18 protein-coding genes and 2 pseudogenes are annotated in these 21,576 nt (G+C 66.1%); 17 read left to right on the top strand and 3 right to left on the bottom strand.

Features of this window, described 5'->3' with window-relative positions; all coding sequences use genetic code 11:
- Positions 1-53: 53 nt before the first annotated feature.
- Both M9921_09295 and M9921_09290 read left to right on the top strand, forming a co-directional pair.
- Positions 54-1,445: a M20/M25/M40 family metallo-hydrolase gene (locus M9921_09295; GenBank protein MCO5297038.1), complete on the top strand. Its 1,392-nt coding sequence runs from the start codon at positions 54-56 to the stop codon at positions 1,443-1,445.
- A complete protein-coding gene (locus M9921_09290; GenBank protein MCO5297037.1) occupies positions 1,445-2,278 on the top strand; it encodes a glycosyltransferase family 25 protein in 834 nt (277 codons plus the stop codon). Before M9921_09295 ends, M9921_09290 begins: the two co-directional genes overlap by 1 nt.
- A gap of 179 nt (positions 2,279-2,457) precedes the next feature.
- On the opposite strand, the gene M9921_09285 is transcribed toward M9921_09290, so the two are convergent.
- The gene (locus M9921_09285; GenBank protein ID MCO5297036.1) at positions 2,458-4,257 is read right to left on the bottom strand and encodes an L-fucose isomerase; all 1,800 of its coding nucleotides are present in this window, start codon (positions 4,255-4,257) and stop codon (positions 2,458-2,460) included.
- A gap of 19 nt (positions 4,258-4,276) precedes the next feature.
- On the opposite strand from M9921_09285, the gene thyX reads away from it, so the two are divergent.
- From thyX to hisC, 11 genes and pseudogenes are all read left to right on the top strand, one after another.
- Positions 4,277-5,149 carry an FAD-dependent thymidylate synthase gene (gene thyX, locus M9921_09280; protein MCO5297035.1) on the top strand — a complete coding sequence of 291 codons (873 nt, stop codon included), beginning with the start codon at positions 4,277-4,279 and terminating at the stop codon, positions 5,147-5,149.
- A 9-nt stretch (positions 5,150-5,158) separates the two neighbouring features.
- Complete coding sequence (locus tag M9921_09275) at positions 5,159-6,247, top strand: adenylate/guanylate cyclase domain-containing protein (GenBank protein ID MCO5297034.1); 1,089 nt, start codon at positions 5,159-5,161, stop codon at positions 6,245-6,247.
- 8 nt (positions 6,248-6,255) lie between these two features.
- Positions 6,256-6,570, top strand: coding sequence for a hypothetical protein (locus M9921_09270; protein MCO5297033.1), 315 nt, complete (start codon positions 6,256-6,258; stop codon positions 6,568-6,570).
- Positions 6,571-6,588: 18 nt separating this feature from the next.
- Complete coding sequence (locus tag M9921_09265) at positions 6,589-6,831, top strand: hypothetical protein (protein ID MCO5297032.1); 243 nt, start codon at positions 6,589-6,591, stop codon at positions 6,829-6,831.
- 62 nt (positions 6,832-6,893) lie between these two features.
- Positions 6,894-7,565, top strand: a complete 672-nt coding sequence (locus M9921_09260) for a hypothetical protein (protein ID MCO5297031.1) — start codon at positions 6,894-6,896, stop codon at positions 7,563-7,565.
- Positions 7,566-7,651: 86 nt separating this feature from the next.
- Entirely contained in the window at positions 7,652-8,860 is a 1,209-nt protein-coding gene (locus M9921_09255) for a bifunctional 3,4-dihydroxy-2-butanone-4-phosphate synthase/GTP cyclohydrolase II (protein MCO5297030.1), read from the top strand.
- A 141-nt stretch (positions 8,861-9,001) separates the two neighbouring features.
- The gene (locus M9921_09250) at positions 9,002-10,291 is read left to right on the top strand and encodes an adenylosuccinate synthase (GenBank protein MCO5297029.1); all 1,290 of its coding nucleotides are present in this window, start codon (positions 9,002-9,004) and stop codon (positions 10,289-10,291) included.
- Between the two features lie 52 nt (positions 10,292-10,343).
- Positions 10,344-11,642, top strand: a complete 1,299-nt coding sequence (locus tag M9921_09245; GenBank protein ID MCO5297028.1) for a TolC family protein — start codon at positions 10,344-10,346, stop codon at positions 11,640-11,642.
- Positions 11,643-11,728: 86 nt separating this feature from the next.
- Positions 11,729-12,289 (top strand): annotated as a pseudogene (locus M9921_09240) (ABC transporter ATP-binding protein).
- A gap of 168 nt (positions 12,290-12,457) precedes the next feature.
- Positions 12,458-14,572: an alpha-L-fucosidase gene (locus M9921_09235; protein MCO5297027.1), complete on the top strand. Its 2,115-nt coding sequence runs from the start codon at positions 12,458-12,460 to the stop codon at positions 14,570-14,572.
- A gap of 25 nt (positions 14,573-14,597) precedes the next feature.
- Positions 14,598-15,677: a histidinol-phosphate transaminase gene (gene hisC, locus M9921_09230; GenBank protein ID MCO5297026.1), complete on the top strand. Its 1,080-nt coding sequence runs from the start codon at positions 14,598-14,600 to the stop codon at positions 15,675-15,677.
- Positions 15,678-15,799: 122 nt separating this feature from the next.
- Here hisC and M9921_09225 read toward each other — a convergent pair whose 3' ends face one another.
- Positions 15,800-17,062 (bottom strand): hypothetical protein, encoded by a 1,263-nt coding sequence (locus M9921_09225; protein MCO5297025.1) that lies wholly within the window; start codon positions 17,060-17,062, stop codon positions 15,800-15,802.
- Between the two features lie 32 nt (positions 17,063-17,094).
- Here M9921_09225 and M9921_09220 point away from each other — a divergent pair, with 32 nt between their 5' ends.
- Together M9921_09220 and M9921_09215 are read left to right on the top strand one after the other, a co-directional pair.
- Positions 17,095-18,018, top strand: a complete 924-nt coding sequence (locus tag M9921_09220; GenBank protein ID MCO5297024.1) for a sugar phosphate nucleotidyltransferase — start codon at positions 17,095-17,097, stop codon at positions 18,016-18,018.
- A gap of 66 nt (positions 18,019-18,084) precedes the next feature.
- The gene (locus M9921_09215; GenBank protein MCO5297023.1) at positions 18,085-18,441 is read left to right on the top strand and encodes an STAS domain-containing protein; all 357 of its coding nucleotides are present in this window, start codon (positions 18,085-18,087) and stop codon (positions 18,439-18,441) included.
- Positions 18,442-18,721: 280 nt separating this feature from the next.
- Here M9921_09215 and M9921_09210 read toward each other — a convergent pair.
- Positions 18,722-19,075: pseudogene (locus M9921_09210) on the bottom strand (methylated-DNA--[protein]-cysteine S-methyltransferase).
- A 191-nt stretch (positions 19,076-19,266) separates the two neighbouring features.
- Here M9921_09210 and M9921_09205 point away from each other — a divergent pair.
- Positions 19,267-20,619 carry an ABC transporter substrate-binding protein gene (locus M9921_09205; GenBank protein MCO5297022.1) on the top strand — a complete coding sequence of 451 codons (1,353 nt, stop codon included), beginning with the start codon at positions 19,267-19,269 and terminating at the stop codon, positions 20,617-20,619.
- Positions 20,616-21,530 (top strand): sugar ABC transporter permease, encoded by a 915-nt coding sequence (locus M9921_09200; protein MCO5297021.1) that lies wholly within the window; start codon positions 20,616-20,618, stop codon positions 21,528-21,530. Before M9921_09205 ends, M9921_09200 begins: the two co-directional genes overlap by 4 nt.
- Positions 21,531-21,576 lie beyond the last annotated feature (46 nt).

The raw sequence follows: 21,576 nt of genomic DNA, 5'->3' as shown, positions 1-21,576 counted from the left end.
TCTTTGCGTGCGTCTTTCCCCGGCCCGGGCGAGGCCGGGGTAACTTTGCTCCCATGAAGCTACGAGGCCTTTCCGTCGCCCTGCTTGCCGCATGGGTGGCCCCCTTCGCCCTCGGCCAAGGCGATGCCGCGACGATCGCGCGCATTCTCGACGAGGGCAAGCAGCACAACCAGGTGATGCGCCACCTCACGTACCTCACCCAGCGCATCGGGCCGCGGTTGACCGGTTCGCCCCAACTTCAGCGCGCCTGCGAGTGGACCGCGGGCAAGTTCCGCGAGTTCGGGCTGCAGAACGTGCACCTGGAGGAATGGGGCGTCGTGCCGGTCGGGTTCGAGCGGGGACCGCGGCAGTTCGCACGCATGGTGAAGCCGTTCGACGTCCCGATCGAATTCACCACGAACGCGTGGACCGCCGGCACCAAGGGCCTTGTACGCGCGCCTGCCGCGATGGAGCCCGCGACCCTCGCCGAGTTCGAGAAGAACCCTGCTCTCTACCAGGGCGCATGGATCGTGATGCGCGCGCCGGTCACCATGCGTGGGCCCCAGGCCGTGGACAGCGACGAGTGGCGGGCCGTGCAGGCCAAACTCGACGCCGCGGGCATCGCCGGCCGCATTTACGGCTCCGCCGATGAACGAGTGCACACGCACGGTCGATTCCAGGACGTGTCGCGCGACCACCTGCCGAAAGACGTCCGCCTCACGGTGCGAAGGAGCGACTGGGACCGGATGGTGCGCAACCTCGAGTTCGGTCGCGAAACGGTCTTGGAGTTCGACGTCGAGAACCGGTTCTTGCGGCCCCAGCCCGTCTACAACGTCGTGGCGGACATCCCGGGCACCGAGAAGCCGAACGAGTTCGTGATCTTCAGCGCGCACCTGGACTCGTGGAACGGGCCGGGCTCGCAGGGAGCGGTGGACAACGGCACGGGCACGATGGTGATGCTCGAGGCCGCCCGCATCCTTGTGGCAAGCGGAGCCAAGCCCAAGCGCACGATTCGCTTCGTGCTCTGGTCCGGCGAGGAGCAGGGTCTCCTGGGATCCGCGGGTTACGTAGAGAAACACGCCTCAGAACTTGACGGAATCTCCGCAGTGTTCGTGGACGACGGAGGGACGAACTACCAGGGCGGCGTGTCGTGCCTGGAGAGCCAGGTCGCGATGATCAAAGAGGCGCTCGCACCCATGGCGGCGGCGTTCCCCGACCTGCCGCAGACCGTGAACGCCGTTCCAGAACTGCGCGGCGGCGGCAGCGACCACGCCTCGTTCCTGGCCAAGGGCGTGCCCGGATTCTTCTTCATGGAGACGGGCCGCGCTGACTATGGCTTTTCGTGGCACACCCAAAACGACCGCCTCGAGTATGCGATCCCCGAGTATCTCGTGCAGTCGAGCACGAATTCGGCGGTCATGGCCTACAACCTGGCCTGCGCGCCCTCGTTGCTGCCGCGGAAGTAGTGGACAGCTACGTCATCAATCTCGACCGCTCGCCCGAGCGGTGGCAGTTCATGCAAGCCCTCTGCGCCGACCGTGGGCTCGACCCGGTTCGGGTGCCCGCCGTGGACGGCGCCACTCTCACCGAAGAGGAGCTTGAGTGCGTGAGTCCCGCGGTCGACGGAGCGCGGCGGCTGGCCGCGCCGGAGATCGCGTGTTTTGAGAGCCATCGCAAGGTCTGGCGCCTGATCGCGGAGAGCGAAAGCCGGCACGGGTGCGTCTTGGAGGACGACGTGTATCTCGCCAAGGGCTTCGTCCAGATCTGCGAGCGGGTCTTGGAGGAGCGCTCCGAGGTGGATCTGGTCAAGCTCAACAGCTACGACAAACCGATCTACCTTGCTGACGTGCCGGACCTCCGGATGGGGCCGCTCGCCCTCTACCGGCTGATGCAGCGCACGATCGACGCCAGCGCCTATCTGATGTCGCGCGAGTGCGCCCGCTTCGCGCTTGAGGCGTTCCCGACCTACCAGGACGCGGTGGACATCCTGTTGTTCGATCCCGCGCTGGCTCTCACAACGTACCAGGCGGTTCCGGGGGTGGCCGTCCAGGCCAAGTTCGCCGAGTTCGAGTTTCTCGATCCCACCGCCTCGGCCAGCCTGATCCAGCCTTTTCGATCCACGAGCCGGAGGGCCGAGAAGCGGCGCCGGGAACGCAAGGCTCCGTCGGTGCGGATGCGAAACGAACTGAGGCGATTTTGGCGGCGCAGGTTCGTGCCAGGGACCCTGTTCCTGACCAACCGGTTTCGGAGACGGGAGAACCGGATGAGCCGCCTCTTGATCTCGTTCGTCGACCTCTAGAGAGCGTCGATGAAGAGACTGTCGCAAACTGCAGTGGAGGGCTCCGGGTGCCACGCCCGCTGGACGGGCGTGAGTTCAAGGTTGTAGCCGAAAGCCCCCGCACACCCGCCAAGGGGGCATGGCACCCAGGGTTTTGCGACTGTCGATGAATCGCCGCACTCCCACACGGGTCCGCTGCGTCAATAGAGGGGCCCGTAGGCCGCGCAGGCGCGGTAGTCGGCCCCGTACGAATCCTCGCCGCCGCCGAACCGGTGCCACGCCGTGGGGCGAAACACGTCCGCCTCGTCCACGTTGTGCATCTCCACCGGAATGCGCACCATCGAGGCGAGCGTCAGGAGGTCCGCACCGATGTGGCCCGCCGATATCGCCCCGTGGTTCGCGCCCCAGTGCGCCATGACCGTGTACACATCTCGGAACGCCCCCTTGCCCGTCACCCGAGGCACGAACCACGTCGTGGGCCACGTGGGGTTCGTGCGCTCGTCGAGGGTCTTGTGGATGTCGTCGGGAAGGGCGATCGTCATGCCTTCGGCGATCTGGAGCACGGGACCGAGCCCCTTCACGAGGTTGATTCGGAACATGGTGACCGGCATGCCGCCGCGCGTGGTGAAGTCCGTGGACCAGCCGCCGCCGGGGAAGTACTCGACCATCGAGGGGCACCACAAGGTCGCGTCGAGGCACGCCTGGGCATCCCCCGGAGTTACGTCCCACCACGGCTTCACCGTCGGATTCCCGCTGGCCAACTGCTCGCCGGTGAAGTCCAGCGGCGAGGGGCCCGAGTTGATGAGGTGAAGGAACCCCTCCTCGCCGTGGCCCGTGAGATCGCGCCCGATCACCCGCCGCACCGCATCCGGAGACCAGTAGGTGCGCACGTCGGAGAACATCTGCGCGGTGCCGGTGAGCAGGTGCCCCAGCAACATCGAGGCGCCGTTGAGCGCGTCGTTTTCCGTGGCGAGCATGAAGGGCTCTCGCATGCCGTTCCAGTCGAACGACGAGCAGAGGATCGCCTCCATGAAATCGCCGTTGGGGAAGTGGTCGGTCCACTGCCGCTGGCCCTGGAATCCGCCGGCCAACGCGTTGTGCCCCTGCGCCTGTTCGCGGAATCCCTTCTCGGCCAGGCGCGGGTTGCCGACCATGAGATCGCGCGCGATGAGCGCCATCTTCACGCTCGTCTCCCAGTCGGCGTCCTTCTGCGCGCGCGATCGCGGGTTCGAGTTCCAATCCTTGCCTTCGGGACAGCGTTCCTGCACCCAGCTCAGCGCCGCCGCGAACTCCTCCTCGTCGAAGATCCCCTTCTCGATGCGGCCCACGAACTCCGTCATGTCGATGGCTTCCGTGCGCATCCCCAGCCATGAGTGGAAGAAGTCGGGCTCGACGATGGACCCGGCGATTCCCATGCTCGTGCCGCCCATCGAGAGGTACGAGGCCCCGCGCATCGTGGCCACGGCGAGGCCGGCGCGGACGAAGCGGAGGATCTTGGCGCGCACGTCCGCGGGAATGGTCGAATCACCGAGGTCCTGCACGTCGCGTCCGTAGATGCCGAACGCGGGCAACCCCTTCTGGTTGTGGCCCGCAAGGGTCGCCGCAAGATAGACGGCGCCCGGCCGGTCGGTGCCGTTGAAGCCCCAGATGGCCGTGGGGCGCTTCGGGTCCGCCTCCATGGTCTCGCTGCCGTAGCACCAGCACGGCGTCACGGTGAGGGAGACGCCCACACCTTCCCGGTCGAATTTCGCCGCGCACTCGGCCGCTTCGGCCACCCCGCCGACGCACGTGTCCGCGATCACCACTTCGACCGGCAGTCCGCAGGCGTGGCGCACCTCGCCTTGGACCAAAGCGGCCACGGACCGCGCCATGCCCATCGTGACCTCTTCCAACGACTCGCGCACGCCGCCGTAGCGGCCGTCGATCGTCGGGCGAATCCCGAGTTTCGGGAGGGGACCGCGGAGGCGGTTCATGGGGGAGCACTGCGTGAGGGGCGCCATAGGGGAATTATAATCAGCCATGGCACGGATGATCGTGGAGGCGGCCGAGGCGATGTTGGACCAGGAGATCAAGGTCCTGGACAAGGGGTTCGTGCGGCTCGTGGACTATCTCGGCGGCGACGCGCGGATCGTGCAGAGCGCGCGCGTCTCGTACGGAAGCGGAACCAAGACGGTCCGCCAGGATCGGGGACTGATCCACTACCTGCTCAAGCACGCGCACACGTCGCCCTTCGAGCAGGTGCAGCTCACGTTCCACACGAAGATGCCGATCTTTGTGGCGAGGCAATGGGTTCGCCACCGCACGGCGCGGCTGAACGAGATTTCCGGACGCTACTCGATCATGCGGGACGAGTTCTATCTGCCGGATCCCGAGCACGTGTGCGCCCAGAGCGAGTCGAACAAGCAGGGCCGCGCAGAAGCTCTGCCGGCCGATCAGGCGCTGGCGATCATCGAGGCGCTGGAGCGCGAGCAGAGGGAGACCTACGCCAACTACGAGAAGCTGCTCGAAATGAACGTCGCGCGCGAACTGGCGCGTGTCAACCTGCCGAACTCCCTCTACACCGAGTGGTACTGGCAGATCGATCTGCACAACCTCTTCCACTTCCTGCGACTGCGGATGGACGCGCACGCGCAGTACGAGATCCGGGTGTACGCCGAGGCGATGGCGCGCTGCGCTCAGGCCGTGGCGCCGCTTGCGTACGAGGCGTTTGAGGAGCACGTTCTGGGTGCCGTCACGTTTTCGCGGGCCGAGTGCGAGGCGCTTGCCGCCATGCTGGAGGGCCGTCCGGTCGCTCTGGAAGGGCGCCCCCTCGGCGCGTTCGAGGAGAAGGTCTCGAAACTGCGCGCCGCCCACGCGGCCGAAACGCCGGAAGAACCCGTCCTGCCGGGCTAGGGCCTGCCCATGCACCCTCTTCTCCGAGCGTATCTGGTCAACCTCGCGATCTCAGTGGGGTTCGCAACGAGCTCGGCTCTGGTGGTCCCTCAGATGCGGGGCGTACCGCTTTGGTTTACGGTGCCGCTCTTCGCCGTGCCGTTCTCGATCCTGATGTTCATCGCCGCGACGTGGGTGCGGCCGAAGATGCGCCACCGCTCGTTCGTTGTGACGGTCCTGGGCCAAGCGTTGCTCTACATGGTCGTCATCGCCGCGTCGTTCTCGGTCTCGCTCTGGGTGTTCATCGCGCACCTCAACGACGTGAGCCCCTTCGATCCCGGATATCTGAGGCAGTTTGGCCAGGTCCTGGTCTCCGGTGCGGTTCTTGGGCCTGCAGCCGCCTGCTTTGTGTTCGCCGTGACGATCGGAGGGATCTACCAGATCTCCCGCAAGATGGGCCCGGGCGTGCTCTGGAACTGGGTCACGGGCCGGTACCACGAGCCAAGCGAGGAGCCACGCTTCTTCATGTTCCTCGACCTCAAGGATTCGACGACCCTGGCCGAGCAGCTCGGAAACAAGAAGTTCAGCGCTCTGGTGAGGGATTTCTTCGAGGATTTGACTGACCCGGTGGTGAAGACGAGGGGTGAGGTCAGCCACTTCATCGGAGACGAGGCGGTGTTGACTTGGCGGATGGACCGCGGCGCGGCGCGGGCGAACGCGGCGCGCTGCTTCTTCCTGATGCGCGACGCGCTGGAAGCGAGGCGTGCTCACTACTTGCGGTGCTACGGCCACTTTCCCGGGTTCAAGGCGGGCCTGCACTGCGGGCCGGTCGTGGCCACCGAAGTCGGCGAGATCAAGAGCGAAATCGTGTTTCACGGAGATGTGCTGAACACCACGGCCCGGATCACCGGCGTCTGCGCGGCCCTGGGCGAGGATTTCCTTGCTTCCGACGCCGCTCGGCTGGCGTTGGCACCCCAGGAAACGCTGGCCTTCGAGTGTCTGGGGCCGCAAATGTTCAAGGGCAAGAGCGAGTCCGTGGTGATCCATGCCGTGCGCGTGAGGGCGCCGGCCGCGGACTCGAAACCGGGTAAACAGGAATCCGCGCGGGAGAACCTATGAGCGAGAACATGGACAAGTTTCGAAGCTTGGACGGCAGTTCGGCGATCGTCGAACAACCGTTCATCAAGATCGTCTTCCAGCACGGCCATCCCAACGAGGTTGGGATCAACGGCTGCCGGATCGACGACGTGCTGGAGGTCGTGGTCAATCGTCTGCTCGACTTCCAGGGGCGCGACCTCGCGTGCGCGGAGAACGCCGAGGCCCTCGAACACCTCCATTTGGCTCGGGAGGCGCTCCTGAGGCGTAGGAAGATCCGGGAGGAGCAGGGCGTGATCAACACCCAGAAGCCTCACGTCAGCTCCACCACCGCGCGGAAAAGCTGACCGCGCAAGGAGCGAACCATGGCTGTGCACCGCGATTTCACCGTCCCCCAAGTCTCGGGGCCCTGTGCTCGTTGCGGCTCGGAGGAGGTGGAGATGGGGTGGGTGCGCGACAGCCACCTGCATCGGCTCAATTTCCAACTCGAACCACGCTCGGAGGCCAGCAAGCTCGCGGGGCGCGGCACCGGGTTGATCTACGGACGCATGTGCCGGAGCTGCAACTTCCTCGAGTTGTTCGTCGACGGGATGGAGTTCGACGACTGATCTCCGGCGACTTTTGACCCAGCCCGCGTAACCTCGGCTCCGCAAGGAGCGTACGAGGGGGTATGCGAATTCGACTGCTCTCCCTCGCGACGCTGCTTGCCCTGAGCGCCGTGTCTTTCGGCGCCGACAAGGACGTCGAGGCCCTGCTCGCCAAGATGACCGGCGTGTACAAGTCGGCCAAGTCGGCCAAGTTCACGACCCACTCGATCATTCCCGGACCCCTGGGCGAAGCCGAGGTGATCACCGAGGTCTCCTACCTCGCCCCGAACAAGATCTACGCGAAGGTCAAGGGTTTCGAGGCAGCCGGAGCGGCCGAAGTGACGTTCCGAACCGACGGGAAGAAGATGGTGGTCGAGGGGTTGCCCACCGGCAAGGTGGAGCAGAACTACGACGTCCAAATGGTCGTCCAGGCCCTGCCCGTCAACCTCGAGACGCTCAACTTCTGGGACTGGAAGCGGCAGCTCTCCACCGCCGAGGGCGGGAACATGAAGCAGAGCACCTTCAAGATCGTCAAGGGCGAGAAGTGGAAGGGCAGCGAATGGACGGTGCTCGAGGAGACGGCGAAGGAGCAGAACGTGTTCGTGCGCTACTTCATCGATCCCAAGACGTTCCTGATGATGCGGACCGTCGTCTCTCCGATCGACGACAAGACCAACATCCAGATGGACGTGCGCATCGACAAGATGGAGCTCGGCGCAAAGGTCGACCCGTCCCTGTTCAAGATCACCGACTGACACCCCAAGGACGAAGGACCAAGGACAAAGAACGAGTAGCTTCCGGTCCAGGGCGCCAGCCCTCGACCGGAAGCTACAATAGGGCCATGGAGTTCGCCTCGATTCCCGACGCCCTGGAAGATCTGAAGGCGGGACGCATGATCATCGTGATCGACGATCCCGACCGGGAGAACGAGGGCGATCTGATCATGCCGGGCGAGACGTGCACGCCCGAAGCGATGAACTTCATGATCCGCCACGGCCGTGGCGTCCCGTGCATCCCCACCACCGAGGAGCGCCTCGAGCAGCTTGCGATTCCGATGATGACCAAGCAGAACACCGCCAAGCTCGGCACCGCGATGGGCGAGACGGTCGACGCGATCCACGGCACCACGACGGGCGTGTCCGCATACGATCGCGCGCGCACCGTCGAAGTGTTTTGCGACGATCTGGCCGTCCCGTCGGATCTCGCGCGACCCGGCCACATCATCCCGTTGAAGGCTGAGCGGGGAGGCGTGCTGCGGCGCTCCGGCCATACCGAGGCCGCAGTGGATCTCGCGGTCATGGCCGGGTTCAAACCCGTGGGCGTCTTGTGCGAGATTTTGGACGACGACGGCACGATGATGCGGGTGGACGGCCTGACGGCCTTCGCCCAGCGGCACGGCTTGAAGACGATCACGATCGCGGACCTGATCGCGCATCGGCGCAAGCACGAGAACCTGGTGACGCGCGTCGCGGGCCCGATCGCCTTTCCCACCAAGTTCGGCGAGTTCGACCTGTACGGGTACGAGACGACGGTCGAGCCCCACCCCTATCTGGCGATCGTCAAGGGCGACGTGTGCACGGAGGAGCCGGTGCTCGTGCGCGTGCACTCGAGCTGCCTCACCGGCGACTTGCTGGGCTCCCTTCGCTGCGACTGCGGCGACCAGCTCGCGATGGCGCTGGAGATCATCGAGCGGGAGGGTCGCGGAGTGGTGCTCTACGTCGCGCAGGAGGGCCGCGGGATCGGCCTGCTCAACAAGCTTCGCGCGTACGCCCTCCAAGACCAGGGCATGGACACCGTGGAGGCGAACCAGGCGCTGGGCTTCAAGCCCGATCTCCGCGACTACGGCCTCGGCGCCCAAGTGCTCGCCGACCTCGGGCTCCGCAAATTGCGCCTGATGACCAACAACCCCACCAAGGTGTCGGGGCTGCAGGGTTACGGATTGGAGATCGTCGAACACGTCCCCCTCGTCGCCGCACCCGCCAAGGCCCGAGCGAAGTATCTGGAGACCAAACGCACCAAGATGGGCCACTGGATGCCGAAGGAAGAGTAAGGCCTGGTTTGTGGTTTGTCGTTTGTGGTTTGTGCGATACTGTTCGGGTTGAGATAAGGCTCAACGGCTGAGCAGGCCGGCGGATCCTCGACGGGAGGGTCGCCGGTTTTTGTTTTGCGAACCTCCGAGGAGGCAAACGACATGGCGACTCTGGTGATCGTCGGCGCCCAGTGGGGCGACGAGGCGAAGGGCAAGATGGTGGACGTGCTCGGGGCGCAAAGCGACGTGGTCGCGCGCTTCAGCGGCGGGAACAACGCGGGGCACACCGTCATCATCGGGAAGGAGGAGTACAAGTTCCATCTCCTTCCGGCAGGCATCCTGCACCCCCACGTGACCGCGGTGCTCGGCAGTGGCATGGTGATCTGCCCCAAGGGGCTGCTCGCCGAGCTGGACGCGACCCGCGCGCAACAACCGGAGTTGGGCACGCTCCTGATCAGCAAAGGCGCGCACCTGGTGTTTCCGTACCACCGCATGCTGGACCGTTTGGAAGAGGACGCGCGCGGCGAGAACAAGATCGGCACCACGTCGCGCGGGATCGGGCCGGCGTACCAGGACAAAGTCGCGCGCTTCGGCATCCGGATGAGCGAGTTCGTGCGTCCCGAGGTGTTTCGAACCCGCCTGCGCGAGGTGCTCGGCTACAAGAACCGGCTCCTCGAGATGTTCGGCGAGGAGCCCTTGGCCTTCGACCCTCTCTTCGACGAGTACTCGGCCTACGCGGATCGCCTGCGCCCGTACGTGGAGGACACCGACGTCATCTTGCAGGAGGCCGTTCGAAGCGGCAAGCGGGTTCTGTTCGAAGGCGCGCAAGGGGCGATGCTCGATCTCGACTCGGGCACGTATCCGTACGTGACGAGCAGCCACCCGGTCGCAGGTGGGGCGTGTCTGGGAACCGGGGTGGGCCCCCGCGATATCGACTCGGTGCTCGGCGTGTGCAAGGCGTACGCCACGCGCGTGGGCGAGGGACCGTTCCCGACGGAGCTTGACGATGCCACGGGCGAGCGCATCCGCAGCGTGGGGAAGGAGTACGGGACGACCACCGGCCGCCCGCGCCGGTGCGGTTGGCTCGATCTCGTCGTCCTGCGCCAAAGCTGCCGGTTGAACTCGCTGAGCGGGCTGATCATGACCCGGCTCGACATCTTCCGTGGATTCAAGACCCTCAAGGTGGCCACGTCCTACTCGCTGGACGGCGAAACGGTCGACCACGTGCCGGCGGACGCGACGGACTTGGGACGCCTCACCCCGAACTACGTGGAGGTGCCGGGCTGGAGCGAGGACGTCGCCGACGCACGCACGCTGCAGGATCTGCCGGAAGAGGCGCGAGCCTACCTCCGCTTCGTGGAGGAGTTCACGGAGACGCCGGTCGCCATCGTGAGCGTCGGACCCGATCGCGACGAGACCATGGTGCTCCGTCCCGACCTGATTTGGGGCTAGCCCCGCCCAAAGCCTCAGCGGGAGGCTGGCGGGGCGGTATCTTGGAGGAGCGATGCGGTGGACTTCACTTGTGCGGCTCGGCCTATTGGCGTGTTTGGCTGGCAGCGGCTCGGCGTGGGCGCAAGACAAGCTCGGGCTCGAAGACGCCCTGAGGATGGCGCGCGAACGAAACGGCGACGTGCGGGCCGCCTTTCTCAACGTGCAGTCGGCCAAGAGTCGGGTGGACCAATCCCTCGGCGCTTTCTATCCGATGGTCACGCCGGTCTGGCGGTGGGACAGTTCGCGCCAAACCGGACCGAACTTCCCCGGAGCCGTGACGAGCGACGGGAGCCAGTCGGAAATCTCCGCGACGTGGCGCCTGCTTGACTCGGGCCAGCGCAACTGGAGCCTCGGAGCGAGCCGGGCCTCCGCCGAGGCGCAGGTCCAGAGCTCGATCCAGACCGTGCGGCAGATCCTCTTCGCCGTGCACCAGCAGTACTACGATGCGCTGCGCGCCGACGAGCTGTTCAAAGTCGCCGAAGCCCAGGTCGGGCGTGCCGAGAAGGTCTTGGCCCAGACCGAGGCCCAGGTGAAAGTGGGAGACGCGCCTGAAAAGGACGTCTACCAGGCACGGGCCGACTACCTGAACGCGAAGGTGCAGCAGCTTGTCGCCCGCAACCGAAGCAGCACGGCACAGGCGGCGCTCAAGGCGACGATCGTGTGGAACGTCGAAAAGCCCCTGCCCCCGCTCGAGCCGCAGCCTCAGCCGGAGGTGTTCGCGGAGGTGCCATCCCTCGACACGTTCGTCGAGCGGGGTCTGAGGCAGCGTCCCGACCTGATCGCCGAGCGCCTGGGCGTCGAGGTGGACCGCTCGAACGCGAGTCGCGCCGACCGCGAGGCCAGCTTCACGTGGACGCTCGATGCGACCTACAACCGCAGCGTGACACCCGACGTGGCCGACGGCCGTTTCGTGACGTTTCTGGTGTCGCTGCCCCTTTTCGACGGCGGCCAATCGCGCGCCGCGGCGCGCGGGGCGAAGGCGTCCCTCGAGGCCAGCAAGAGCTCCTTGAGCCAAAGCGAGAGGGCGGTGGAGTCGGAGATCGAAGCGGCCCACGCGGAGTTGGTCCAGAACACCGAGCGCGTCGGGGCCGCGCAGCTGGCTGTCGAGGCCGCGCGCAAGAACTACGAAGCTGCCGTCGAGGCCCAGCGCCTTGGCGCGGCGGGAACGAACATCGTCACCGTGTCGACCGCCCTGGTCAGTCTCGTGACGGCCGAATCGAACTACGTCGAAGCCGTGTACGACTACTTCATCTCCGACGTGCGCCTTCGCGTCGCGACCGGCGATCCCATCGCGGGCGAGGCCGGCGCGTGATCGAAGCCGTCGACCTGTGCAAGGATTACGTGATGGGCGATGTGGTCGTCCACGCCCTGCGCGGGGCCACCCTCACGATCCAGTCGGGAGAATTCGTGGCGATCATGGGCCCCTCCGGTTCGGGGAAGTCCACGTTCATGAACCTGGTCGGTTGCTTGGATCGGCCGACCTCGGGCATCTACAAACTCGACGGCACCGATGTGTCGGGTCTGGACGACAACGCGCTGGCCGAAGTTCGCAACCACTCCATCGGCTTCGTCTTCCAGACCTTCAACCTCCTGCCGCGCACCACAGCCCTCAAGAACGTGGAGCTGCCCCTCATGTACGCGGGCGTGAAGAACCGCCAGGAGCTGGCGGTCAAGGCCTTGGAGACCGTGGGGCTCGCCCAGCGGATGGACCACCGCCCGAACGAACTCTCCGGAGGCCAGCAGCAGCGCGTGGCCATCGCCCGCGCCATCGTGAACGACCCCGTGATCGTGCTGGGAGACGAGCCCACCGGCAACCTGGACACGCGCACCTCGGAAGAGATCATGGCCCTGTTCCAGGACTTGAACCGACAAGGCAAGACCGTTGTGATCGTGACGCACGAAGAGGAGATCGCCAAGCACACGAAGCGGATCGTCCGGTTCCGCGACGGCCGCATCGTGAGCGACGATCAAGTGGTGGATCCCGTCGACGCGAGGGAGATCCTGAAGCGCCTGCCCGATCCCGACGCCGAACCGGTGGCCGTCGGCTTCGAACTGTAGGCCTGGCAGCCTCACCAACGACCAACGACCAACGACAAACGAGCAACGACGTGTAGGTATCGTTCCCACATGGTCGAGTGGCTGCTTCTTGCGGGGTTCGCGACGATGGCGGGAGGGCAATTGCCGCGCGACCTGCCCAAGGTGTTCCCCGTTCCTTCACCCCGACAGCTCGCCTGGCAGAAGCTCGAAACCTACGCGTTCGTGCATTTCGGCCCCAACACGTTCACTGACCGCGAGTGGGGCGAAGGGCGCGAGGACCCCAAGGTCTTCGCACCGACCCAGCTCGACTGCCGGCAGTGGGTGCGCGCGTTCAAGGACGCGGGCTTCAAAGCGGTCATCCTCACGGCCAAACACCACGATGGCTTCTGCCTGTGGCCGTCGAAGCAGTCCACCCACACCGTCGCCCAAAGCGGCTGGAAGGGCGGGAAGGGCGACGTGCTGCGCGAGCTCAGCGACGCGTGCCGCGAGGCGGGTCTCAAGCTGGGCGTCTATCTCTCGCCCTGGGATCGCAACCACCCGCTGTACGGAACGCCCGAGTACAACGAGGTCTTCAAGAACTGCCTGGAAGAGGTGCTCACCGGCTATGGCGAGGTCTCGGAGGTGTGGTTCGACGGGGCCAACGGCGAAGGGCCGAACGGGAAGCGCCAAGTCTACGACTGGCCCGCGTTCATCGACGTGGTGCGCCTGCACGCGCCGAACGCCGTCATTTTCAGCGACGCCGGGCCGGACATTCGCTGGGTGGGCAACGAAGCGGGCTACGCGGGCGAGACCAACTGGAGCACCTTGAACCGGGACCTGTTCGTTCCCGGGACGCCCCTATCCCAGCAGCTCACGCAAGGCCACGAGGACGGTTCGCACTGGGTGCCCGCCGAGTGCGACGTCTCGATTCGGCCGGGCTGGTTCTACCACGCGTCCCAGGATGGTCAGGTGAAGTCGCTCGAGAAGCTGCTCGACATCTACTACGGTTCCGTGGGGCGCAACGGGTCCATGCTGCTGAACGTGCCGCCGGACCGCAGGGGGCTCATCCACGAAACCGACGTGAAGCGGCTTCGCGAGTTCAAGCAAGCCCTTGACCGGATCTTCGAGCACGACCTTGCGCGGGGCCGGCCGGTCGTCGCGACGGGCACCTTCTCCGAGGCCAAGACCTACGCTGCGGCCAACGCGACCGACGGCAATCCCGACACCTTTTGGGCCGGCGCGGCACCGCGCGACGGGCTCACGATCGAGCTTGGATCGCCTCAGGTGTTCAATCGGGTGGTGCTGCAGGAGGCGATCGCCTACGGGCAGCGCGTCAAGTCGTTCTCGATCTGGGTGCGCGTGGACGGGAGTTGGAAGCCGGCGTTTGAGGGAGGCACGACCATCGGCGCCAAGCGGATTCTTCGCCTGCCCCCGGTGACGGCGGACGCCGTGCGGCTGAGCGTCCTCGATTGCAAGCAGCAGCCGACGATCGCGTCGTTCGAGCTCTACTGCGCCCCGCCCGAAGTCATCGCGAAGGCGGACGAAACGGATTTCCTGGAGCAAACGACCGTGCATCTGGAAGCCGACCTTCCGGGCTGCGACATCCGTTACACGCTGGACGGATCCACGCCGAACGCGCGATCGAAGCGGTACGAGGGCCCGTTCACCGTGGACCGCACCGCGACGGTCACCGCGCTGGCGTTCCGGGCCCGCAAGTCGGGATTGTGGCCGGCGACGCTCCATCTCACGCGCTTCGACCGCTCGAAGATCGTGGGCTCCGGACCCCCGCGGCCCTCCCTTTGGCCCGGGCTCTGGTGCGACGTCTACGATCAGGGCTGGCAAAGCCTGGTCGATCTCGATCAGGCCTCCCCGACAAGCAGCAAGGGTTGCGCCCTTCCATCCCTCGACGAGCGGACGCGGGACGAGCACTTCGCCCTGCGGTTCACCGGCTATCTCATCGTTCCCAAGGAGGGGGTCTACACGTTCCGCTTGACCAGCGACGACGGCAGCCGCCTCTGGATCGCCAACCGGTTGGTGGTGGACAACGACGGGCTGCACGGGATGGAGGCGAAGCAAGGCGTGATCGCGCTCGGCGAGGGCCCCCACCCGTTCGAACTCGCCTACTTCAACGCGACGGGCGGCATGGGCCTCGAGGCCGCCTGGCGCGGTCCTGGGTTTGAAGAGCGCGCGTTCGTCGCGTCCGACTTTATGCGGACCGTCCGCTGATCCGACTCACGGGTACAACGGAGCCATGATCCGTCCGAACGTGCTGAAGATGCACCCCTACTCGCCGGGCAAACCCATCGAGGAGGCCCAGCGCGAACTTGGGTTGGAGCGCGTGATCAAGCTCGCGAGCAACGAGAACCCGCTGGGGCCGTCCCCGAAGGCCGTTCGGGCCGCAGCCGACGCCGCGGCCCAGATGCACCTCTATCCCGATGCGTCCGGCTACGCCTTGCGCCAAGCGCTGGCCAAGCGCCATGCGCTGCCGTACGAGCAGATCGTGCTGGGCAACGGCAGCGACGAACTGATTCACCTGCTCGGGCTTGCGCTGCTCGGGCCGGACGACGAGCTGATGGTCGGCAATCCGTCGTTCGTCCGCTACGACGCGGCGGCCCAGATCGCCCCGTGTCGGCTCGTGAAGATCCCGCTGGACACGCGGTTCCGGCACGATCTGTCCGCGATGGCGAAAGCGGTCACCGAGCGCACGAAGCTCGTGTTCGTGGCGAACCCCAACAACCCCACCGGGACGGTCGTGACCCGCACCGAGTGGCGCGCGTTTCTGCGCGATCTGCCCAAGACGACGCTGGCCGTGCTGGACGAGGCGTACTTCGAGTTCGCCGCGCACCTGGAGGATTTCCCCGACAGCATGGAGGACGTGCGCGAGGGGCTCCCCGTGGTGGGCATGCGCACGTTCAGCAAGACGTATGGGCTGGCGGGCATCCGCATGGGCTACGCGGCGTGCCCGCCCGTGATCGCCGACGCGCTCTTCCGCATTCGCGAGCCGTTCTCGGTGAACTCGCTCGCCCAGGCCGCGGCGATGGCCGCCCTCGACGACGAGGCGCATCTGGCGCGAACGATCGAGAACAACCGGCTCGGGCTGGAGACCATTGCCGGCGCGTTCCGCGCCGTGGGAGTCGAGCCGTGCGAGAGCTACGGAAACTTCGTGTTCGCGGATCTCGGCCGCCCAGCGGCGCCCGTGCTCGACGGCCTGTTGCGGAAGGGCGTGATCGTGCGGGGGCTGGGGCATCCGCAGTGGTTGCGGGTCAGTGTCGGCACCCCCGAAGAGAACGAGCTGTTCGCAGAGGCGCTGCAAGCCGTTTGGCCTGGGTAGACACGCCCGCTGAACGGGCGTGGCACCTCTGCTTGGGGTTCGACCTTCGGGGTTCGTTCGGTTCGGGTCGTTTGGTCGGTTCGGGTGCCACGCCCGTTCATCGGGCGTGCTAGCTGGGCGTGCTACCCGGGTGCGCGTTCCAACCTCAGGTCGGGGGTGGTGAAACTCTCGTCGGTGTCCCCTCCGTCGTCCTCGAAGTCGGGCCCCACGCTGTAAAGAGAGTACACCCCTCCGGCGGCCCGGTACACGAACTCCTGTCCCGTGTATGGATCTGTCTTAAGATCCGCGCGAAACTCGGACAAATCCTTGGGAGCGGAGCCGGTGGACTTGATCGCTCGCTGGATCTGGGCCTCCAGGCAGAGGAGGCGGGTGCGGGCGAGGGTCGCGTCGTGGACGTCCAGCAGGGGGTCCGCGGCGAGGAAGAACTGCTTGGCCAGACGCCGCCACGGCCTCAGCTCCACGGTCTTTGGGTCGCCGATCGACTTCCGTTCTGCAGCGGGCACGGCGGCGACTTGGCGAAGCCAGTTGCAATGGTCCTCGGCCTCTTGCGCGAAGCCCTGGAAGTAGCCGGGCCGCTCCTTCCGGTCCTTGGGCCGCATCGCGTCCAAATACTCCACGGCGTTTTTCACATCGGACCCGAGCTTGGCCTCCAACTCGGCCAGGGTGCGGTCCCGATACGCGTCCTGGACGAACTGGACCGCGCCGAGCATCTGCAGGCGCTCGTTGGCGATCATGGGTTCGAGTCCGGGTGCGGCTTCGAGAAGGTTGCCGACGCGCAGGGAGAGCGTGTTGAGGCTTGCCGCCGGCATCTGGTCGAGCGAAGGGGCCAAGGCCTCGCGCGCCTCGTTGATGACGGCCAGCCCGAGCGATGCGTCGGTCGCTCCCCCTTGCGTGAGGTCGAAGCCGAACTTCATCAAGTCCACGGCTTCGCGGATGGCGTCGTCCCAACGCTCCTCGACGAGCGCGTCCTGGGTCTTCCAGAGCATGCAGCGGGCGAGCAGCCGCCAGCCCGCTTGATAGGGCGCTTTCTCGAACGGCTTGCGGGGGACGAAGAGAAACGTGCACGGTTGGGAGACCGCCTGCTCCAAGCGGGAGAGCGGGCCGGCCACCACCGCCAGCGCGTCCCGTCGAAGGGCCGGGGTGAAATAGACTCGGGTCAGCAGGTCGCCGCGGGAGGGGTCTTTGGCTTCCGCGGCCTTCGTGGCCGCCTCGGCCGCAAGCGCCGCCTCGGCGTAGGCGTCGAACGCGTTGGGACCCGCGACCACCGGCGGGGACGGGGCGGGGGTCCAGGTGGCGTAAGGTGGTGGCGCAGGTTCCCTGCACCCGCTCGCAACGAGGAGCAGAAGCACTCCGAAGAGGGTTCGCCGATCCATGGCTGGCCGCACGCCCAGATGGTACCGCAGGTATTCTAAGGGTAGTGAAAGGAGTGATTCTCGCCGCTGGAAAAGGCTCGCGGCTCTACCCCGTCACCCATCGCATCCCCAAGCCACTCCTGCCTCTGGCGAACCGCCCGACGTTGGAGTACGCGTTCGATCGCCTGAAGGAGATCGGGGTGACGGAGATCTGCATCGTGGTCGGCGAAACCGAACCCCAAATGCGCGAAGCGCTGGGTGACGGTTCGGCGTACGGCGTGAGTCTGAGCTACGTGAGGCAGACCGAGCCGAAAGGTCTGGCCCATGCCGCTGGTTTTTGCGAGCGGTTCGTGGGCGGCGATTCGTTCGTCCTCTACCTCGGGGACGCCATGTACAGCGAGGGATTTCAAGCGTTTGCCAAGCGGTTCACCGAGTCGGGGTGCGCCAACCTCAACATCGTCAAGCCCGTGGAAGACCCGTCGCGTTTCGGGGTTGCCAATGTGGACGGCGAGCGCATCGTGAAGTTGGTGGAGAAGCCCTCGCAGCCGGAGTCGAACCTGGCGATGGCGGGCATGTACTTCTTCGGTCCCCAGATTTGGAGCGTGCTCCCCACCCTCCAGCCGAGCGCGCGGGGCGAATACGAGATCACGGATGCGATCCAGACGTTGGTGGACCGCGGCGAGACGGTGCTCGCCGGCGTGTACACGGGCGACTGGTTCGACACCGGAACCCTGGACTCGTTCCTGGCCACCAGCGCCTACCTGGTGAAGGGGGGATCGCTCATCGCCGAGGGGGCTCGGGCGAGCGGCGAGGTCGGGCCCGGCGTCGTGGTTGGCGAAGGGGCATCCGTCGCGTGCGGGCGCCTCGAGGATTGTGTGGTGTTGCCCGGGGCGGACGTCCGCGTGGGCGGGACCCTGAGGCACAGTGTCGTGGGGGGCACGCTCCGGGCGGACGGCGATGTCGAGGGGCTGTTGTCCTACGAGGATTGACGGGATGGCTGAACGAACACCTGTGGAAGAAGAGTCCAAGAGGAGGGGAAGGACCCCCGAGCGATCATGGCGTTGACCGTTGCTCATCCGTTTCAAATTTGCGTGCGCGCGTTGCGTCGCGCGACGCTCGTCGAGGTCCTCGGGACGCTTGACGGCCCCCTGCTCGGCGACCCCGAGGTGGCCGAGGTCTTCACGGGCGCCAAGGTCGTGGTGTTGGACCTCACCCGGGTCGAGGCGTTCGATCCCCGCGGCCTCGAAGCCCTGGAGCGCGTGAGCGCCATGGCCGACGCCGCGCAGGTTCGGCTGAGGGTGGTTTCACCGCGCGGCTCCAAGCTGCGCCGCGCCCTGGACCTCCTGCGGTTCCCGTCGTTCGTCGTGGTGGAGGACACCGTCCTTCGCGCGTTGCGCTACGGCCGGCCCTAGGCCTCACGTGGGAGTGCGCGCGGCGCGCCGCCTTCGTTCCACGTGGGAGTGCGCGCGCTTGCGCGACGCCTTCGTTCCACGTGGGAGTGCGCGCGCTTGCGCGTCGCCTTCGTTCCGCCGGGCTTGCCCGGCGCTCGTGACTCGCGGCAAGCCGCTCGGGTTCAGGGCGGCGACCAAGGTCGCGCACTCCCAGAGTCTTCGGGACTCGCGGCAAGCCGCTCGGGTTCAGGGCGGCGACCAAGGTCGCGCACTCCCAGAGTCAAGTCGCGCGCTCTCAAGTTCAATCGAACAGGGAGCCTTGCTCGAGTTCCAGCAGCCTTGCCTTGAGCGGGAGGCCGCCTCCGAAGCCCGTGAGGGCGCCGCTGGCGCCGATGACGCGGTGGCACGGAATCACGATGGCGATCGGGTTCGCGCCGTTGGCGGCGCCGACGGCGCGGCTCGCGTCGGGGCGCCCCAGCCGTGTGGCGATCTGCCCGTACGTGGTGGTCTCGCCGTACGGGATCGTCTGCAACAACTGCCACACGGCGAGTTGGAACTCGGTGCCCGAGAGGGCGAGCTCCAGCTCGAAGCGCGTCCGCTCGCGTCGGAAGTAGGCGTCCAGTTGCTCGGCGACGTGGGCGCAGGCGCCCGGGTCCTCCCGGTCTCCCTCGCGCGCATGCCGCTCGGCGGGGAAACGCCCGCCGACAAAGCCCAGTCGAGCAAGTCGGCCCTCGTCGTCCACGGCGAGGAACAGCGGGGTGAAGTCCCGGGGAGGGTCGTAGACGCAGACGTTCATCGCTCCCCCAAGTGTAGTGCGGACGACCTAGATTTCGCCGAGGCGCTCGAATGTGCGAAGATGGTGGGGTGTCGACGCTCCCCAAACTCGGCATGCCTCTTATCGGCATCGTGGTGTTGGCAGCCTTCGTGGCCTCGGAGCGGGTCACGGCACCTCCGCCCCAGGGCGATCGCGTGGTCGTGACCTACTGGGAGAAATGGACGGGTTTCGAGGGAGACGCCATGCGGGCCGTGGTCGACGAGTTCAACCGCAGCCAGAACCGCATCTTCGTGAAGATGCTCTCGGTCGCAGGCATCGAAGACAAGACGCTCTTCGCCACGGCGGGTGGGAACCCGCCCGATGTGGCGGGACTGTATGGTCCCAACGTGGCCTGGTACGTGGACGACGGAGCGATCCTGCCCCTCGACGATTACTGCCGCAAGTTCGGCATCAAGGAGGAGGACTACATCCCGATCTACTGGGATATCTGTTCGATCCGCGGCGGCCTCTATGCGCTCCCGACCACCCCGGCCTCGACCGCCCTCCACTACAACAAGCGGCTGTTCCGACAGGCGGGATTGGACCCCGAGAAGCCGCCGGAGACCATCGAGCAGATGGACGCCATGGCCGAGAAGCTGACCAAGCGGGACGCAAGCGGTCGGGTCGTCCAATCGGGCTTCCTGCCCGCCGAGCCCGGGTGGTGGAACTGGGGCTGGGGGTTCGTCTTCGGCGGCAAGCTGTGGGACGGCAAGGACAAGATCACGGCCAACTCTCCTGAGAATGTGCGGGCGTTCGAGTGGGTGCAGGGCTACTCGAAGCGGTACGGGGCGTCGGATCTGCAGTCGTTCCGAAGCGGGTTCGGCAACTTCGCGTCGCCTCAGAACGCCTTCCTGGCGGAGAAGGTCGCCATGGAGCTCCAGGGCGTCTGGATGTTCAACTTCATCTCCCAGTTCGCCCCGAAGTTGGAGTGGGCCGCGGTGCCGTTTCCCCACCCCGCGGATCGTCCCGATCTCTCGGGACTGACGTTCGCCGACCTCGACATTCTGGTCATTCCACGCGGCGCGAAGCACCCCGACGAGGCGTTCGAGTTCATCCGTTACGTGCAGTCGCAGAAGGCCATGGAGATGCTGTGCCTGGGACAGCGCAAACACTCTCCCTTGCGCAAGGTGAGCGATCACTTCTGGCAGACGAGCAAGAACCCCAACATCCGCCTGTTCGCGGAGCTGCCGGGCAAGGTCGCCGTGGTCTCGCCGCCAAAACTGGCGATCTGGCCGGAGTACAGCGCCGAACTGAACGCCGCGTTCGACGAGATCGCGCTCATGCGGAAGACCCCGAAGGAAGCCCTCGACTACGTCCAAGTCCGGGTTCAAGCGAAGTTGGACGACTACCTGATGCGCCAGCAGGCGCGGGAGGGAAACAGGTGACCCCCGACCGACAGCAGAAGGTCGGGCCCGGTCGCCAGCGCCGGTCGGAAACGCGCATCGCCCTGTTGTTCGCGGCGCCGTGGATCATCGGGTTTTCGGGTTTTCTGCTCTATCCGCTCCTCGCTTCGCTTTACTACTCGTTCTGCGATTACTCGGTGTTGAAGGCGCCGGTATGGATCGGCGGCGCGAACTACAAGGGCCTGTTCGCCGACGAGCTGTTTTGGGCCACGCTGGGCAACACGTTCTACTACGCGGCCTTCGCGCTGCCGTTGGGCATGGTCGTGGCGCTCGGCTTGGCCATGCTGCTGAACACGAAGGTGCGCGGCCAGACCGTGTACCGGACGATCTTCTTCCTGCCGTCACTCGTGCCGATGGTGTCGCTCGCCGTGCTCTGGCTGTGGATGTTCAACAGCGAGCACGGGCTGGTGAACCAGGCCATTCGAGGCGTGGGCCTTCCTGCGCCGAACTGGCTCACCGACCCGATGTGGTCGAAGCCCGCGTTGGTGCTGATGGGGGTGTGGGGCATGGGCAACGCGATGGTGATCTACCTCGCGGGTCTGCAGGACGTCCCGACATCGCTCTACGAGGCCGCCGAGCTCGATGGCGCGGGCGCCTGGCAACGGACCCGAAACGTCACGTTGCCGATGATTTCGCCGGTGATCCTGTTCAACTTGATCATGGGCATCATCGGGACGCTGCAGATCTTCACGGTGCCCTACGTGATGTTCCCCAACGGCAGCCCGGCGCGCTCGACCTACTTCTACACGACCTACCTGTTCGACAACGCGTTCAAGTACCACAAGATGGGCTACGCGTGCGCCATGGGCTGGATCATGTTCATCATCATCCTGGTGCTCACGTTGGTGAGCCTGCGCCTGACGGACAAGCACGTCCACTACGGAGGGGGCTGATGGGAGCGTTTGTCGATCGTCGTTGGTCGTTGGTCGCACGAGGTCC

Source organism: Fimbriimonadaceae bacterium (assembly GCA_023957775.1).
In the GTDB taxonomy this organism is placed as follows: domain Bacteria; phylum Armatimonadota; class Fimbriimonadia; order Fimbriimonadales; family Fimbriimonadaceae; genus JAMLGR01.
The sequence above is the reverse complement of the archived record's forward strand: the minus strand, read 5'-3'. Positions and strand labels throughout refer to the sequence as shown.